This is a genomic window from Brevibacillus reuszeri (assembly GCF_002897295.1).
GTDB lineage: Bacteria > Bacillota > Bacilli > Brevibacillales > Brevibacillaceae > Brevibacillus > Brevibacillus reuszeri_A.
Genome location: NZ_BEXF01000005.1, coordinates 106,585 through 123,284, shown reverse-complemented (window position 1 = coordinate 123,284; position 16,700 = coordinate 106,585). Strand labels below are relative to the sequence as shown.

The following is a 16,700-nucleotide window of genomic DNA, read 5'->3' as shown; positions in this document are numbered from 1 at the left end:
CTTTTTCTGTTTTCTTTCTACCGGGTTAGTACGTTATTGGAAGAACAACCGTTGCACATCATTCCAGGTTACTACTAAAATGAGCAGCATCAAAAATGCAAAGCCCAAAAAGTGAACCATCCCTTCCTTATGTGGGTCAATGGGACGTCCTCGCAATGCTTCTACTGCCAAAAAGGCTAAACGTCCACCATCAAGTGCAGGGAGTGGCAACAGATTGAACAATCCTAGGTTAATGCTTAGAACGGCAGCCCATTTCATCAAAATCGCCATACCTTGCTGTGCAAATTCACCTGTCATCTTGAAAATACCCACAGGACCGCTCAAATCATTCAGTCCTACAGCACCGGTAAACAGCATGCCTAAGCTTTTCAAAATCATCACGGTAAATTCGTAGGTGGACGATACCCCGTATTTTAGCACTTCTCCGGGCGCATATGTGAGTGAATTCGTTACCATGATTTTGCCGATGTTGTTTTCGTCTTTTCCTACTTTTACAGGAACCGTGTTTACCTGTCCATTTCGCTCATACTGAAAAGTCAATTCCTTGTCAGGTGCTTGGCTAATAATTTGAACGACATCTTTCCAGGTGGAAACCGATTGTCCTTGAATCGCAATCACTTTGTCGCCTTCCATGAGTCCCGCTTGGGCAGCAGGTCCACCTGCCCTCACTTCTCCAAGGTATGTCCCATTAGGAACACCGTACAAAAGACCGATCATCACAAACAACAGGAATGCCAGCAGGAAGTTGGCAAAAGGTCCTGCAAAAATAGCCCAGAAACGCTGCGAAACGGTTTTGCCTTTGAACTGTCTATTTAATGGAGCAATCTGAACCTCTTGTCCATCACTCACTAATTGTGCCTGAGGATGTACCGAGTAAGTATGCTGTTCTCCATCAATTTCGAGGGTCAAGCTCAATGCTTGTTCCAGGTCAAAACGTACGACAGTACCCGATATAGCTCGCTGAGAGCCTGCATTCGGCCCATCTAACAGGATATGCGTTACCTTTCCAAGCGCATCACGTTCGATACTTACTTCCATGTGCGGCTTGAGCATATCCATTTCCGGATCTTCACCCGCCATACGGACTAACCCACCAATAGGCAGAAGGCGAAGGGTATATTCCGTTTCACCACGCTTCACGCGAAAAATCTTGGGACCCATTCCAAGCGCAAATTCCCGACAAAGTATCCCAGCCCTTTTGGCCAGAAGGAAGTGACCCAGTTCATGCACGAATACGAGTGCCCCAAAAACAACTACTATCGCGAGAATTGATTCAACGGAATCCAGATTGGGAAAAGGCAAGTGAACAGCCACCTTTCTTTCGAGTATCTAAAGCTCATATCCTGCTTTTATGCGAATATGAGCGCCTGCGAGCGTGCCCACTTATCTGCAGCAAAAATCTCCTCCAGCGTAGGGTCTTGTATGCCTTGATGGGCTTCGCATGTTTTGCTCACGATCGTTTCGATATCAAGAAACCCAATCGAGCCCTTCAGAAACAAATCAACAGCTACTTCATTGGCTGCATTTAGTACAGCCGTGTAAGTCCCACCAGCTTTTCCACACTCATAAGCCAATTTTAACAGAGGGTAACGGTCAAAATCCATGGCAGCAAAGTGAAGAGTACCCACTTTGACTAAATCAAGTGGCTCTGTTGGCAAGGCTATTCTGCCCGGGTAACTCATTGCGTACTGGATTGGAACCTTCATGTCCGGTGTCCCCAGCTGAGCCATTACCGCTCTGTCTTTATATTCTACCATAGAGTGTATGATGCTTTCATAATGGAGTACGCATTCAATTTGCTCATAAGGCAGATCAAACAACCAATGCGCCTCAATTACTTCAAAGCCCTTGTTCATCATCGTAGCAGAATCAATCGTAATTTTGGCACCCATACTCCAATTCGGGTGTGCCAATGCCTCGGTTACCGTTACTTGCTTTAAGTCTTCACGAGTCAAATGTCGAAAGGAGCCTCCGGATGCAGTCAGCATGACTCTCTCTACGTCCTGACGCCTCTCTCCCTGCATGCATTGGAACACGGCAGCGTGCTCGCTATCGACCGGGATGATTTGGACCCCTTTTTCTCTTGCTTTTTTCATGACGACCGATCCAGCGCAAACCAATGTTTCCTTATTAGCAAGTCCGATTGTTTTCCCCGCTTCAATGGCAGCCAGAGTCGGGGCAACACCTACACTCCCGACAACAGCCGTCATCACAAAATTGGCAGCCTCATATCGAGCCACTTGCTCAAGGCCTTCGGCGCCGTATACAATTTCTGGTTTTACCTGACTACCAAGGCGTTCTCTCAGTTCAAATGCTGCTTGTTCACTCCCTACCGAAACAAGCTCTGGTCCAAACTGCACAACCTGCTTTGCCAGCAAGTCCACGTTTGTTCCTGCAGCCATCGCTACCACAGAAAACTCCTGCGGGTGCTCTTCAACTACATCAAGTGTACTTGTTCCGATCGAACCCGTAGAACCTAAGAGTGCTATTTTTTTCACTGCCTTCACCTTCTATATCTCTTTCTATATATGCAACAGGTTTCAGACGATACCTAGTAGATGCAAAACCGGAAAAACAAGTAGAAAACTATCAAAACGATCCAGCACGCCCCCATGACCAGGAATGAGCTGTCCAGAATCCTTTACGTGAAAATGGCGCTTAAACGCTGATTCCACCAAATCTCCCAATTGACCTACAATCCCTGCCACAAAAGCGATGGTCAGTGCCTGTGCCAATGTCAGGTTGCCCAGTAGAGCATTTACGCCAAGAACAACGATGATTGCTGCGAGCAAACCACCAATGGAGCCCTCGATCGTTTTATTTGGGCTGATCTCTGGCCAAAGCTTTCGCTTACCGATGGCTTTACCTACAAAATAGGCGCCAGAGTCAGTCGACCAGATTGCCAGAATGACGAGCACAGTTAGCATAAACCCGTCCGGAAGATTGCGGGCAGCGGCCATATACGTAAATCCATAGCCTATGTATAACGCCCCCACTAATGTAAGGGCGATGTGTTCAATGTGAAACTGATTTTTCCGCAGTACGGAGTAAATCAACAAAAGAAGGAGCACTGGTAACATCAGATCCGGCATACTGATGTTCAGCCAACTCGAAAATGCAAGGGATGGCCACAAAATACTTACCATCAACACATATCCAAGTATCCCTGCCGCATGTAATGGCTGTAAGCCAGCCATCCTCATAAATTCAAACAGGCCAATGACGGCCAGTAAAAAAACCAATAGTGAGTACCAGGCTCCTCCTGCATAAATCAAGAGAATAAAACCCGCCCCACCAATCAGGCCAGTAATTATTCGTTGCTTCAACTGATTCCACCTCTCGGCTATACCGCCCCGTAACGACGAGCTCGGCCTTGGTACTCCACAATCGCTTGATAAAAGTGTTCACGGGTAAAATCAGGCCAAAGAACGTCCGTAAACCACAATTCCGTGTAGGCCAATTGCCATAGCATGAAGTTGCTTAAGCGAATCTCTCCACTCGTGCGAATCAAGAGGTCAGGGTCGGGAATATCGCTTGTGTACAGGTAGCGGGAAATGACTTCTTCATCCAATTTCTCAGGGTCGAGTTCGCCCGCTTTTACTTGGGACGCCATCATCGAAAATGCTTTAACTATTTCGTCGCGGCCTCCGTAGTTCAAGGCAAAATTTAGTTGCAGACCAGTATTGCTTACTGTACGCTCTTCTGCTTCAGTTAACGCTTTTAACGTGTGCTTCGGTAATTCGTCCTTGCTCCCTAACATACGAATTCGCACGTTTCGTTCAATTAATTCTTTTAATTCTGTCGACAGAAATTCCTGCGGAAGCTTCATGAGAAAATCAACTTCGTCTCTTGGGCGCTTCCAGTTTTCGGTAGAAAAAGCATACATGGTCACATAACCTACTCCTAGATCGTCTGCAACCTTGACCACTTCTTTTACTGTTTTCATTCCTGCCCGATGCCCGGCAACCCGGGGTAAATTGCGCATATTGGCCCAACGACCGTTCCCGTCCATAATAATCGCAACGTGTTGCGGAATTTTTCCGGTACGATCCAATTCCTCTGGTATTGGTTGATTCTCTTTGCGGGCCCATTTGCGCGCCAGATGTTCTAACATAAAGTGTTCCCCCGTAATGAGAGATATAGACGTACATCCCCCTCACCAGAGGGGGATAACCTTGTGTTACACTTCCAAGATGTCTTTCTCTTTATCCTTGACAATCTTATCGACTTCTGCGATGAATTTATCTGTTGTCTTTTGGATGCTTTCTTGATGACGGCGAGATTCGTCCTCGGAAATGGTCGCAGCCTTTTCCAACTTCTTAATGTCGTCGTTAGCATCGCGGCGGATGTTGCGAATGGCAACCTTACTGTCTTCTCCGCTCTTACCTGCTAATTTAACCAAATCCTTACGGCGTTCTTCTGTCAGCGGCGGGATTACCAAACGGATGACCACGCCATCATTAGAAGGAGAGATGCCAAGATCAGATTGTTGAAGCGCACGATCAATTTCTTTCAGCGCTGCTTTATCCCATGGCTGTATAATCAACATCCTTGGCTCAGGAACGCTGATGTTAGCTAATTGGCTAATAGGCGTTGGTGAACCATAGTAGTCAACCAGTACACGATCCAGCATTGCTGGATTTGCACGACCAGCACGGAGGCTGGAAAGATCTTTTTTCAATGTAGCGATCGCTTTGTTCATACGATCTTCCATGTCTTTTAGCACGGATTGTGGCATGATTATTCCCCCTTAACTAAAGTACCGATTTTGTCGCCCATTACAGCACGGCGAATGTTGCCTTCTTCGGAAATGTTAAAGACGATGAGTGGAATACTGTTGTCCATGCACAAGCTAGATGCGGTGGAATCCATCACACCCAAACCTTTGTTCAATACTTCCAGGAAAGTCAGCTGTTCGTACTTTTCCGCGGTCGGATCGAGACTCGGGTCTGCTGAATAAACCCCATCTACCTTATTTTTTGCCATCAGGATCACTTCTGCTTCGATCTCCGCTGCGCGCAGGGCTGCAGTAGTATCCGTGGAGAAGTAAGGATTGCCTGTACCCGCTGCAAAGATAACGACACGCATTTTTTCCAAATGACGAATCGCTCTACGGCGTATGTATGGTTCCGCTACCTGTCTCATTTCAATCGAAGTTTGAACACGTGTAGGAACGTTCACCTTTTCCAACCCATCCTGCATGGCGAGTGAGTTCATAATCGTTGCCAGCATGCCCATGTAATCGGCTGTTGCCCGATCCATCCCTTTGGAGCTGCCGGAAAGTCCGCGCCAGATATTACCTCCTCCGACGACTACTGCGACTTGTACTCCCAACTCTACGATTTCCTTGATCTGGTTCGCAACGGAAGAAATAACTTTTGGGTCAATACCATACCCGAGCTCTCCCGCCAGTGCTTCCCCACTCAACTTTAACACAACCCGTTTATAGGCAGGAAGTGGCATGTGAAACGGCCTCCATTCATGAATCATTCTCTATTACCTGTGTGCAATCCTTCTTACTCGTATACGCACACTTGCTTTTTACATGCAGAGAGTTTCACATGGTGTGAAACTCTCGTTTTGAAAATAGGGAACACGGAGGTGTTCCCTATAAGTCAATATTATTGCTTATTTACTTGCGCCATAACTTCAGCTGCGAAGTCTTCTTGCTTCTTCTCGATACCTTCGCCTACTTGGAAGCGAGCGAATTCTTTCAAGGACGCACCCGCTTCTTTCAACAGAGCGGATACTTTTTTGTCTGGATCTTTTACAAATGGTTGCTCAACCAGTACGTATTCTTCGAAGAATTTGGAGAGACGGCCTTCCACCATTTTTTCAACGATGTTTGCAGGCTTGCCTTCAGCCAGTGCTTGGTTTTTCAGAACTTCGCGCTCGCGCTCAATCTCATCAGCAGAAACTTCTTCACGGTTAGCGAAGCGTGGGTTGGACGCTGCTGCGTGCATTCCCAAGTCTCTAGCCAAAGATTCGTCCTGCGTACCTTCCAATGTTACGAGAACACCAATTCTTCCACCCATGTGCAGGTAAGCACCGAATACGCCTGCATCCGATTTTTCAGAAAGAGCGAAACGACGGAAGGAGATGTTTTCTCCGATTGTGGAGATTTTTTCGTTGATGACATGAGCGAGAGTCTCGCCAGCACCTTTGAACGGTTGCTCCAGAGCTTCCTCTACAGTTGCAGGACGCTGGGAAACTACGTGCTCAGCGATGTCTTTAACAAGTGTTTGGAACTCAGGGTTTTTCGCAACGAAGTCAGTCTCGCAGTTAACTTCTACTACAGCTGCTACGTTACCAGTAACTGCTGTTGCTGTCAGACCTTCAGCCGCAATACGACCGGATTTTTTCGCTGCCTTTGCAATTCCGCGTTCACGGAGCAAGTCAATTGCTTTTTCCATGTCTCCGCCAGTTTCCTCCAGCGCGCGTTTGCAATCCATCATTCCTGCGCCTGTACGCTCACGCAGTTCTTTAACCGATTGTGCACTAATTGCCATTTGGTTAAACCTCCTAAGGAAAGTTACGATCTCATTATAATGTACTTGGAAGCCATCTGTTAAGATAACGTTTCTGCAACCTTATTCTTTGCTGAATACGAAGAAGGATTCTCCTTGTGCTCAGTTAGAATTCTAGCTTCACCATGACTATGGTAAAGGCTAGCCTGTGCTTATACTAGATAAGAAATTGTAAATTCTTATCTGTACAAAAAAGGGTGGACAGGGGTTCTGACACCCTCAGTCCACCCTTTTACACTTGCTTACGCAGTTGTTGTTGTAGTTGCTTGTTGCTCTGTACCTTGGTTGCCTTCTTGCAGAGCATCTGCCATTTTCGCAGTCAAAAGCTTAACTGCGCGGATAGCGTCATCGTTACCTGGGATCACGTAATCGATCTCATCTGGATCGCAGTTCGTGTCAACAATTGCAACGATTGGGATACCCAATTTACGAGCTTCTGCAACAGCGATGCGCTCTTTACGAGGATCGATGATGAACAGAGCATCTGGAAGTTTATCCATATGAGCGATACCGCCCAAGAATTTCTCCAAGCGATCCATTTCTTTGCGAAGAACGATAACTTCTTTCTTCGGCAATACTTCGAAAGTACCGTCTTGTTCCATACGTTTCAGATCAGCCAAGCGACCTGTACGTTTTTTGATGGTGCTGAAGTTAGTCAAAGTACCACCCAACCAACGTTGGTTGATGTAGTAGTGACCTGTACGTTCTGCTTCTTCTTTAACGGATTCTTGTGCTTGTTTCTTCGTACCTACGAAGAGCACTTTACCGCCGTCTTGAGCGAGTTCACGCACGAAGTTGTACGCTTCCTCTACTTTTTTAACGGTTTTTTGCAGGTCGATAATGTAGATTCCGTTACGTTCGGTGAAGATATAGCGAGCCATTTTCGGGTTCCAGCGACGAGTTTGGTGACCAAAGTGTACACCAGCTTCGAGCAACTGTTTCATCGAAATTACTGCCATATTTCACACCTCCTTCAAAAATGGTTTTTTTGATGCCTACCTCCGTCACACCGCATGTTCCAAGCAATTCTGCCATTGGCAGCACCGTTGCCGGAATTGGTGGACGTGCGATTTCAACACCGTTATTGAATATATCATACGGGACTTTCAATTGCAACAAACAAATACCATTTTTTTCGTAAAAAAACTCCGCCTTATTTCTTTGGCGGAGTCGTTATCAGCTTTGCGATATCCGCTTCCGTTGCCGATTCGCTCACTTCGTATGTACCTACACGAATTCGATTCAGCTTGTTTTGGGACCGCAGCTGATCAACGAATTTATTGTCTGCAGGGAGAATTCCTTCCTCCACGAGTATACGACCTACCTGCTCGGCAGTTGCCTTATACGGAACAGTAAACGAAACCTTTTTTTCCGTTTTGGGAACTTCTACAACTGGAGCAGCAGGAGATTGTGTTGGCGTAGGAACAGAAGCACCCGTCACAGAAGTAGACTGAGCAGGCGGCTGTGTCGTAGCCTTTTCAACAGCACCAGGAGCCTCAGGCGTCGCTGTTTGGCCTACAATCGTCTTTTGCGGAGCATTCGGAGCATTTGTCTCCGGCTTCGTTGTTTGCCCGGGCGCAGGCGGCTGCGGCGCTTTTGGAGCTGTAGGGGCTGGCTTTACATTTACTTTCTTTTCCTGCTGCCATTGCTCATACTCCTCAGGCGTAAGGATGACCATCTGCATTTCTTCTGCAGATTTCTTGATTTGTTCCTTTGTGATAACAGGGTGTGGCTCTACTTCTCGCGATGCAAGCATACCAAGAACGGAGGTTGCGACTAGCAGACCAGCACCAAAACCGAACAACAGTTCTTTTTTACGCATCTGCTTGACCTCTTTCATTCTTGGCTGCCAATGAGAATATCAGTTCGATTTCACCGCGTCCCGCTCCAAGGCGTTTGGCGATTTCATCATAGGTAAGACCCTCTTTGGCGAGCTCAAAGGCACGTCGGTAGCGTTCCCGAAGTGCGAGCATGTCTACCTCCGTGACTGACTCCTTGGGCAAGGACGTTACTTTTACTTCTGTTGTTTCTACGATTGGTAGTCGCTCTTTCGCTTGGTTTTCTAGCTGCTCGACCCGTCTTCGGAGCTGCTGTACTTCTTGCAGCAAATCTGCCCGGGTATCTTGAACATCAGCAGACAACCGCTCATTTTCCTGTTTTAGTTGCCTGCTGATCTTTTGCATGCTCTTTTCCAGCTCTGCTTTGTCAGTTGTGCGAACAGTTTGTGTGGCAGAATCGGAATCAATAGGTGACTTCCTCTTGATAAACAAGGCAAGTATCATGCTAATGACTCCAGCTCCGATTAGGATTGGGTACACTACGTCCATGTTGGTCACCTTTATTTCTGGCTTATCATTTCCTATCCTTCATTATAACGATATATCAATAAAACGTCCGCGCAACGGATCTCTCATCGAGACGGCTGTAGCTGAGGATGTGCTTTCACCTGAACCAGCTTCCTTCTCCTCCTCTGAAGAAGAGGCAGATTGTTCGAAAGCATCCTTGCCTTGTCTTTGCTCCCGCTCGCGAATCTGATTTTTCTGTGTATGTTCCACATCATGTGGCCGCTGACGCAAATGCTCATCCAGTTCTCTTCGCTGGTTAATCATGGATTGCTGCTCATGCATGGTGCGCTGCTGTTGTTGCTCTTGTACACGCGTAACTTCTAGCGTGCGTGGCAAAGCAACCTGTAATTCGACCGTTTTCAAGCTCATCAGGCTACACCTCTCTTCCCAACAATTCTATCACTAGATTGCTTATCAAAGGAGGGTAGTGCTGCTAATTTCTCCGTCAATCACCATGAAACGTGTACGCGCATACTCATGCTTGATAAAGTGGACAAGCCTGCCAAACGTCATTTTGATCCCGGGATACATGACGTGATAAGCGTCAATCGCTGCGGGACCTTCTCCTAATAATTCGGCTTCCACATCTTTTTTTCGGGATTCCAGTGCCTTGCTCTCTTTTTCAAGTACCAAACGTGTGTTTGTTAACTTAATTTGCATGACTCGTTTATCAGGTGGCAGCTCTCCCGCAACTTGCATCATTTGATTGAGCACGCCTAAGCCCTGATCGGTTTTACGCAAATTTTCATATACGTCTTGCAATTCTTTTTGCAGGGATGCCAGTTCTTGACGCAGCTCCGGCTTGACCCCAACCTCCAGTACTGTTGGAGTAGCACTGTTGTTGCCAAAAATTCGCGCTCCTATTTTCTCCCCGGCTTGCAATACACCACCAATAATAATGCCCTTTGCGCCCTTGCATATAATTTGCTTACCTGCGCGCACGGATGAGAACATAATGCTTTGAGAAACCAACACTTGATTTCCTGCGGTTACATTTGCGTTTTGGATAAAGGACGTACGAATGTCCTGCCCAGCAATAATAGAGCCCTTATCTTGAGCTACGATTCCACTCTTAATCTCAATGGACCCTGCAGCATCTAGTTCTGCGCCTTCCACACTTCCCAGGACACGGATATCCCCAGATGCTTTTACACGAAATCCATTTAATACGTTCCCGCGAATGACCACCGTTCCCACAAAATCGATATTACCGACACCAAAATCCACATCCCCGTTTACTTCAAACACGGGAAATACATTCATCTTTTCCTGGTCAGTAAATGAAACCTGCCCATCTATTGCAGCATAGATCATGGTTCGTTCTTGATTTTGCACCACATTTTTTCCAGGCTTTAAGATAGCTTCCTTGCCGGCTTTGGGAGCGATGGGCTCTCCGGTAACTGCTTTTCCTGGTTGACCTTGTCCAGCCGGAATTTTTTTCGCCAACAACTGTCCTTTGATCACGTTCGGAATGCTTGTCACATTGTAAAAATCAACACGTCCATCTTCCAGCTCTTTTGGCCCTTGCCCTTCCTGTATGGTTTTTAAATATGGGTACTCAATGTATCCATCTTCTCCAACCACTGGAGGCGTACCAGTAGCAACCGTTACATAGGCATTGGCAAACTTCGCCGGTGTCGTACATAGCGCTTGAACGATTTCGTTTTTAATGCCAAAATTCACTTTCTGTGTTTGAAGTGCTTGAAGCACGTCACTTTCCATAATTACGATCTGATCAAGCTCAGTTTCATCCACTTTTAGAATGATTCCTGCTTCCAGCTTATCAGCGGACATTTTGACCTCAAAACGATAATTACCGATCCCTTCCATCATTCTACCCCTCTCAAACTTGGGTATTGTCGTACCTACATCAATTGCGTCTTCCATCTAGATAACGCAGAACGCAGACGGAATAGAGCCTTGGAATGAAGTTGTGAAATACGTGATGGCGACAGGCTCATGATTTCAGCGATTTCCGATAATGTCATTTCTTCAAAATAAAATAAGGAAACGACAAGACGTTCTTTTTCAGGAAGCTTATCAATAACCGTAACCAGCACTTCCTTTAAACTGGTTACCTCCGCAACCGTTTCAGGACGCGGTGTTACATCATCGACAATATAGGAGTGTCGTGCCGTCTTTTGTTCATCTTCGTCACCAACTGCTTCATCGATAGAGACCATGGAAGCTAGGGACGTTTCCAAAAATACTTGCTGCAGATCTTTCTCGCTTATCCCGAGATAATCGGAAACTTCTCGATCGGTTGGCATGCGTAGCATTTGCTGTTCCAAAGTGGTGTACGCTTCTTCGATTTTTTTAGCCTTGTCCCGCACTGTCCGAGGAATCCAGTCATTCTCACGCAGCCCGTCAATCATTGCCCCCCGGATGCGCCACATCGCATATGTTTCGAATTGTAGACCCCTTGTATGGTCAAACTTGGCTAAAGCATCTAAGAGACCAAAACGGCCGTAGCTAATCAAGTCATCCTTATCTACATTTGCAGGTAAGTTAATCGCCAATCGATTCGCTACCTTGTCAACCAGTGGTAAAAAGCGCGTGATCAAATCGACTTCCGCTTCGCGACTGCCTTCTTGCTTCCACATAACCCATTTATCAAATTCTTTTGTTTTTTCTTGACTTGTTAGCCGTGCCACGATTAGTCACCAACCTTTACTCATCTGATAAGCGTCTAACGACCTCTGCAACGGTGGTGGGATCCTCAATTGGTTGAATCCTCTCCATCTTGGACAAGGAAAGTGGGGAAAACGCTTCCTCCGGATCCTCCTGCTCCTGATCCTTTTGAGGATTTTCCAGAGGAGCCACTGGCTCCCCTGACACGGCTTCCCCTGCTTCACCAACTGGACTCGCGGATGTATGCGTGATTAATGCAATCACCCAACGGATTGGAAATGCGACGAGGAAAAATACGCCGAATGCGATGCCGGCTCGTACTAAGGAGACTAGCCATACATTACCCGCCCCTGCTGCAACCAAAGTCACGACAAATGCAAGCAATCCCAAGCCTATATTAATCCAAATGGTTCCCAGCATACTTATACTTCCTTCACACCTTGATTTACTGTTCGAATTTGAAGCATCCCGTTTGTGGCATCGAGTTCTATAGTCCGACCGCAGTTTCCCCCTGTATCTTCCGCCACTATCTTTATATGGGCATCCTTCAAAGCCAGCTTGCAAGCTTCCACATTTCTTGGTCCGATCCGCATCGTGTCATTGTTTCCTAAAAATGCAAACATTTGAGCGCCGCCTGCCAGCTTTGCCACGATATGACGTGTCGATGCGCCTGCACGCTCCATCAGTTGAATGAGGTGAGGAATAGCGGTGTCCGCATACTTCCCTATGGATAGTTCCCCACTTTTTGCCAGAGATGATTCGGGCAGCATCACATGTGCCATGCCAGCAATTTTATGAGTGCTATCGTAGAGGACAACCCCCACGCATGAGCCTAAACCGGTGGTACGTAGCCGACTCGGAGGCTTTGCCACACCGAGATCGGCCATACCAATCTTAATAATCTCCATCAAACGGAACTCCTAGTGAATGAAATAGAATGGGTAGCGATTCTGGATCAGGAATCAGAAAAAAGTTTCCCTTCACTTGCTCATTACCTTCAAAAAAGGCTGTGTCAATCGTGAGGGCAAAGTCACCCGCTTGACCCAACTCAATCAATCCATAGCTAAGAATGGCACCTGCCATATCTACAGCCAGAGCAGGAACTGATGGCTGTAGATTCAGCTTTGTTAAATCTGCCAACGAAGAGAGATAAGACCCCGTTAAAATGTTTCCAATTTCGTGCAGAGCGGAGACCTCAAGCTCTCCCCATTCATACACGTCCTTGTCGATACCTGTGATTTGCAGCAACAGATACTTGGCAGAATCCACGTCAAGGATAAAAAACATGTTGCCCGGGCAGTCTCCTTCTACACGGAGAAATACTGTAACCACTACCGTTTCCGCCCCACCGACACAATCAGCTACTTCATCGAAGGGAATAATGCTCACCTGAGGCACTTTCATATCGATTTCTTTTTGCATGAGCTTGGAGAGGGCTGTAGCGGCATGACCCGCACCAATATTCCCGATTTCGCGCAGCACGTCAAATTGGAAATCGCCAAACTTGGTAAAATAGACCATTTTATTATCCCTCGATTGCGTCCAACTGCTTTATTTCCTCAGTGCTCAAAACTTTATCAAGATTCAATAGGATCAGTAATCTTCTATCTAGCTTTGCTACACCGCGTAGATAAGCCGCTTCGACTCCACCAACAACCTCAGGAGGCGGTTCGATTGCATTTACAGGAATGTCAATGACATCATTGGCTGCATCTACAATTAATCCAACCTCAAGCTCACCTACTGCAACGATGATGATGCGGGTTGCTTCGGAGTATTCGCTGTCTTCCAGACTGAAGCGATTCCGCAGATCAATAATTGGAGTGACCACACCCCGCAGATTGATAACCCCTTTGACAAACTTCGGTGTGCGCGGAACTCTTGTGATATGCTCCAGCTTTTCGATTGATTTTACTTGGTGCACCTCTACTCCGTACTCTTCATCCTTCAATCGAAACACGATCACTTTGACTTCGCTTACGATTTCTTTTTGATCGAGCATCTGGCTGCCCCTCCTCTACTTAATCAATGCATTGCAGTCAATAATGAGTGCGACTTGTCCATCACCCAGGATGGTAGCACCAGAAATCGCAAATACATTGACCAGATATTTACCGAAAGATTTCAAGACAATTTCCTGTTGTCCAATGAATGAATCTACGACGAGACCAGCCATTTTTTCTCCTTTGCGAACGATGACCACAGCTACTTCGTCATCGTTCTGGTTCCCACTACTCGGAACCTGGAAAATATCCTGGAGAGAGACAAGCGGTACTACACGGCCCCTGAAGTCGATCACTTTTTGGCGGTGAGCCATCATGATCTGATCTTTCTTGAAGACTGCCGTTTCAATAATGGAGCTGAGAGGAACGGCATATTTCTCATTTTGCACCTGTACCAGCATGGCAGAAATGATAGAAAGAGTCAGAGGAAGCTGAATCAAGAAGGTAGTCCCTTGGCCGCGCACAGAATCGACTCCTACACTACCACCCAGTGACTCGATCTTGGATTTCACGACATCGAGTCCCACTCCACGTCCAGAAATGTCGGAGATCACATCTGCCGTACTAAAGCCCGCTGCAAACAATAATTCATGAATTTGCTTGTCGCTCATGCTGTCTGCAATGGCTTGTGTAACGATGCCGTGCTCCAGTGCCTTTTTCAATACTTTTTCTTTATTAATTCCGGCACCATCATCTTTTACTTCAATAAATACGTGATTTCCGCTGTGGAACGCGCGAAGCTCGATCGTCCCTTCTTCGGGCTTGCCTGCCTTTTTCCGATCCGCAGGAGACTCAATTCCGTGGTCGAGAGAATTGCGCAGTAAGTGATTCAGCGGGTCTCCAATCTCATCAATCACCGTACGATCCAGCTCTGTTTCCGCACCGAAAATTTCTAAATTGACTTTTTTGCTCAAGTCTTTTTGTAAATCTCGAATCATACGCGGGAAACGATTAAATACTTGTTCAACTGGAACCATTCGCATAGTCAGAATGATGTTTTGCAAATCGCCACTGATTCGACTCATATGCTCAACTGTTTCCTGGAGCTCGCTCTTGCCAATCTCACGTGCCAATTGCTCTAGGCGACCACGGTCAATGACCAGCTCACTGAACAGGTTCATGAGAATATCGAGGCGATCGATATCTACACGAATCGTTTTTCCGCCTGCTCCTGTCTTTCTAGCAGCAGCTGGCTGCGCCTCTTGCGCTTTTTGAGGGGTCGAAGCTGCCTGTTCTTTCACGACAGGTGCTTCCTCAACCTTTGCTTTGATCACAATAGGCTCAGCAGTGACATCCTGAATCTCGGAAATGTTAAGAATTGCACTGCGAATTTTTTCGATCGGGTGCATGGTGACATATGCGATTTCAAAGGATTGTTCAAAGCGCTCGTTTTCGATATCTTCAACGGTTGGTTTTGTTTTAATCACTTCGCCAAGAGATTCCAGCTGGTCAAAAACCATGTATGCACGAGCAGCTTTCAACAAGCAATTCTCGTTCAACGTCACTTTTATCCACAAAGCCTGATTGCCCAATTCCTTGGACTGCTCCATGACCATGAGTGCAAAATCATCGAGGTCATACTCTTGAGTCTGTTGAGCTGTCTCTTCCACCGAAGGAGCGTCTTCCAGCGCTACGGCAGTAGCTGCAATTTCTTGTTCTACCGAAAAATCTCCAGCCACAATCGCGCGAAGCTTTTTCACTGGAATAGAAACATCTGCTGATCCGTCTCCGCCTTCGGTAATATCAATGACCATACCCTCAATCAAATCGATGCTTTGAAAAATGACGTCCATAATATCGCTGTTGATCGTCAATTTATCATTTCGGATGAGATCAAGCACATTCTCAGCTTCATGGGTCAGACTAGCCATGTCCTCGAATCCCATCGTTGCCGACATTCCTTTTAACGTATGTGCAGAACGGAAAATTTCTTTCACATGAGCAATATTGCCCGGATCGTTTTCGAGCAGCAATAAGTTGGCGTTAATTGCTTGCAAGTGTTCTTTTGATTCTTCAATAAACATGTCCAAATACTGATTCATATCCATAGGTGATCCACCTCCCAAAATCAGTGCAAGAGCTTGCACAGTACCTCTGGAATCTTATCCAATGGGGCTATATGATCTGCGAGTCCAGCTTGGATAGCAGCGCGCGGCATTCCGTACACGATACAGCTCGACTCATCTTCGATAATACTCGCAACTGGTCCGATTTCTTTCATCAATTTCAGACCTTTTGTCCCATCATTTCCCATGCCTGTCATGATAATTGCCCATTTGTCTACATTTGTCAATCGACTAACTGACTCAAAAAGAACATCTACAGAAGGTCTATGTCCGCCTCGGGGCTCTTGTTGATGCAAATGGGCTTGCAATCGACCATTTACGGAATGCACTTCAAAATGATAACCCCCTGGCGCAATATACGCGGTTGCCGGGTGCAGAATTTCACCGTCTGTGACTTCGGTGACTTTTATTTGACACAGTGAATCTAAACGCTGTGCCAGTGACTTTGTAAACCCAGCGGGCATATGTTGAACGATTGCAATCGGAGCTGGAAATTTGGCTGGGAGCTGTGTCAATACCGTTTGCAACGCTTTTGGTCCACCCGTCGAAGTACCTAATACAACGAGCCTTGCTTTGGTTGTATTGGGCAGCCTAGTTAAGATCGGCGGCGTACTTGTAACAACAGGGCGAACAACAGGCTGAGCAGCAACTGGGCTTGTAAATGTTGGCTTGCTCGCTTTGCCATCCGTTCTGCGGATTCTACCTCTTGCAGAAGCAGCAGCCTTCACCCTTTCAATCAATCGATCTCCCACTTTATGAATATCTAGTGAGATTGGCCCAGATGGTTTCGTCACAAAGTCAAAAGCGCCCAGCTCAAGAGCCTGAATGGTTGCCTCCGCTCCCTCACGCGTCAGACTGCTCAGCATAACCACTGGGATTGGATACTCGTTCATCAGCTTTTCCAATGCGTCGAGGCCGTTCATAATCGGCATTTCAATATCAAGCGTAAGGACATCCGGGGTGAGCTGTTTGCATTTCTCAATGCATTCGAGACCGTTCTTGGCTCGCTCAATAACTTCGATCTCCGAATCAGTAGATAAAATATCAGTAATTACTTTACGCATGAATGCAGAATCGTCCGTAACCAGTACTCGAATTTTACTCATCGAATGTCGCTCCCTTCCTACA

General features: G+C 46.6%; 19 protein-coding genes. All 19 read right to left on the bottom strand.

Translation table 11 applies throughout. The features are described from left to right. Nucleotides 1-33: 33 nt before the first annotated feature. Complete coding sequence (gene rseP, locus C3B52_RS10230; RefSeq protein ID WP_103105981.1) at nucleotides 34-1,302, bottom strand: RIP metalloprotease RseP; 1,269 nt, start codon at nucleotides 1,300-1,302, stop codon at nucleotides 34-36. 47 nt (nucleotides 1,303-1,349) lie between these two features. After that, on the bottom strand, nucleotides 1,350-2,498 hold the full coding sequence (locus C3B52_RS10225) for a 1-deoxy-D-xylulose-5-phosphate reductoisomerase (protein WP_103106188.1): 1,149 nt from the start codon (nucleotides 2,496-2,498) through the stop codon (nucleotides 1,350-1,352). 42 nt (nucleotides 2,499-2,540) lie between these two features. Further along, on the bottom strand, nucleotides 2,541-3,326 hold the full coding sequence (locus C3B52_RS10220) for a phosphatidate cytidylyltransferase (RefSeq protein WP_103105980.1): 786 nt from the start codon (nucleotides 3,324-3,326) through the stop codon (nucleotides 2,541-2,543). Nucleotides 3,327-3,343: 17 nt separating this feature from the next. Beyond that, complete coding sequence (locus C3B52_RS10215; RefSeq protein WP_103105979.1) at nucleotides 3,344-4,114, bottom strand: isoprenyl transferase; 771 nt, start codon at nucleotides 4,112-4,114, stop codon at nucleotides 3,344-3,346. A gap of 66 nt (nucleotides 4,115-4,180) precedes the next feature. Next, the gene (gene frr, locus C3B52_RS10210; protein WP_103105978.1) at nucleotides 4,181-4,738 is read right to left on the bottom strand and encodes a ribosome recycling factor; all 558 of its coding nucleotides are present in this window, start codon (nucleotides 4,736-4,738) and stop codon (nucleotides 4,181-4,183) included. A 2-nt stretch (nucleotides 4,739-4,740) separates the two neighbouring features. Next, entirely contained in the window at nucleotides 4,741-5,463 is a 723-nt protein-coding gene (gene pyrH, locus C3B52_RS10205; protein ID WP_103105977.1) for a UMP kinase, read from the bottom strand. Nucleotides 5,464-5,621: 158 nt separating this feature from the next. Next, nucleotides 5,622-6,509: a translation elongation factor Ts gene (gene tsf / locus C3B52_RS10200; RefSeq protein WP_103105976.1), complete on the bottom strand. Its 888-nt coding sequence runs from the start codon at nucleotides 6,507-6,509 to the stop codon at nucleotides 5,622-5,624. A 260-nt stretch (nucleotides 6,510-6,769) separates the two neighbouring features. After that, nucleotides 6,770-7,486, bottom strand: coding sequence for a 30S ribosomal protein S2 (gene rpsB / locus C3B52_RS10195; RefSeq protein WP_103105975.1), 717 nt, complete (start codon nucleotides 7,484-7,486; stop codon nucleotides 6,770-6,772). 194 nt (nucleotides 7,487-7,680) lie between these two features. Next, entirely contained in the window at nucleotides 7,681-8,349 is a 669-nt protein-coding gene (locus C3B52_RS10190) for a DNA polymerase III subunit gamma/tau (protein WP_235615659.1), read from the bottom strand. Beyond that, nucleotides 8,342-8,854 (bottom strand): DUF6115 domain-containing protein, encoded by a 513-nt coding sequence (locus C3B52_RS10185; protein WP_103105973.1) that lies wholly within the window; start codon nucleotides 8,852-8,854, stop codon nucleotides 8,342-8,344. The genes C3B52_RS10190 and C3B52_RS10185 overlap by 8 nt, the downstream gene beginning before the upstream one ends. A gap of 42 nt (nucleotides 8,855-8,896) precedes the next feature. Continuing rightward, entirely contained in the window at nucleotides 8,897-9,241 is a 345-nt protein-coding gene (locus C3B52_RS10180) for a hypothetical protein (RefSeq protein ID WP_103105972.1), read from the bottom strand. A 45-nt stretch (nucleotides 9,242-9,286) separates the two neighbouring features. Continuing rightward, complete coding sequence (locus C3B52_RS10175) at nucleotides 9,287-10,705, bottom strand: DUF342 domain-containing protein (protein ID WP_103105971.1); 1,419 nt, start codon at nucleotides 10,703-10,705, stop codon at nucleotides 9,287-9,289. A 32-nt stretch (nucleotides 10,706-10,737) separates the two neighbouring features. Further along, nucleotides 10,738-11,526, bottom strand: a complete 789-nt coding sequence (locus C3B52_RS10170; RefSeq protein WP_103105970.1) for a FliA/WhiG family RNA polymerase sigma factor — start codon at nucleotides 11,524-11,526, stop codon at nucleotides 10,738-10,740. Between the two features lie 16 nt (nucleotides 11,527-11,542). Beyond that, a complete protein-coding gene (locus C3B52_RS10165; RefSeq protein WP_103105969.1) occupies nucleotides 11,543-11,923 on the bottom strand; it encodes a hypothetical protein in 381 nt (126 codons plus the stop codon). A gap of 2 nt (nucleotides 11,924-11,925) precedes the next feature. Continuing rightward, a complete protein-coding gene (locus C3B52_RS10160; RefSeq protein WP_103105968.1) occupies nucleotides 11,926-12,411 on the bottom strand; it encodes a chemotaxis protein CheD in 486 nt (161 codons plus the stop codon). Beyond that, nucleotides 12,398-13,024: a chemotaxis protein CheC gene (locus tag C3B52_RS10155; protein ID WP_103105967.1), complete on the bottom strand. Its 627-nt coding sequence runs from the start codon at nucleotides 13,022-13,024 to the stop codon at nucleotides 12,398-12,400. Before C3B52_RS10155 ends, C3B52_RS10160 begins: the two co-directional genes overlap by 14 nt. Nucleotides 13,025-13,028: 4 nt before the next feature. Continuing rightward, nucleotides 13,029-13,505 carry a chemotaxis protein CheW gene (locus C3B52_RS10150; protein WP_103105966.1) on the bottom strand — a complete coding sequence of 159 codons (477 nt, stop codon included), beginning with the start codon at nucleotides 13,503-13,505 and terminating at the stop codon, nucleotides 13,029-13,031. 15 nt (nucleotides 13,506-13,520) lie between these two features. Next, on the bottom strand, nucleotides 13,521-15,554 hold the full coding sequence (locus C3B52_RS10145) for a chemotaxis protein CheA (protein WP_103105965.1): 2,034 nt from the start codon (nucleotides 15,552-15,554) through the stop codon (nucleotides 13,521-13,523). Nucleotides 15,555-15,574: 20 nt separating this feature from the next. After that, nucleotides 15,575-16,678, bottom strand: coding sequence for a protein-glutamate methylesterase/protein-glutamine glutaminase (locus tag C3B52_RS10140; RefSeq protein ID WP_103105964.1), 1,104 nt, complete (start codon nucleotides 16,676-16,678; stop codon nucleotides 15,575-15,577). Nucleotides 16,679-16,700 lie beyond the last annotated feature (22 nt).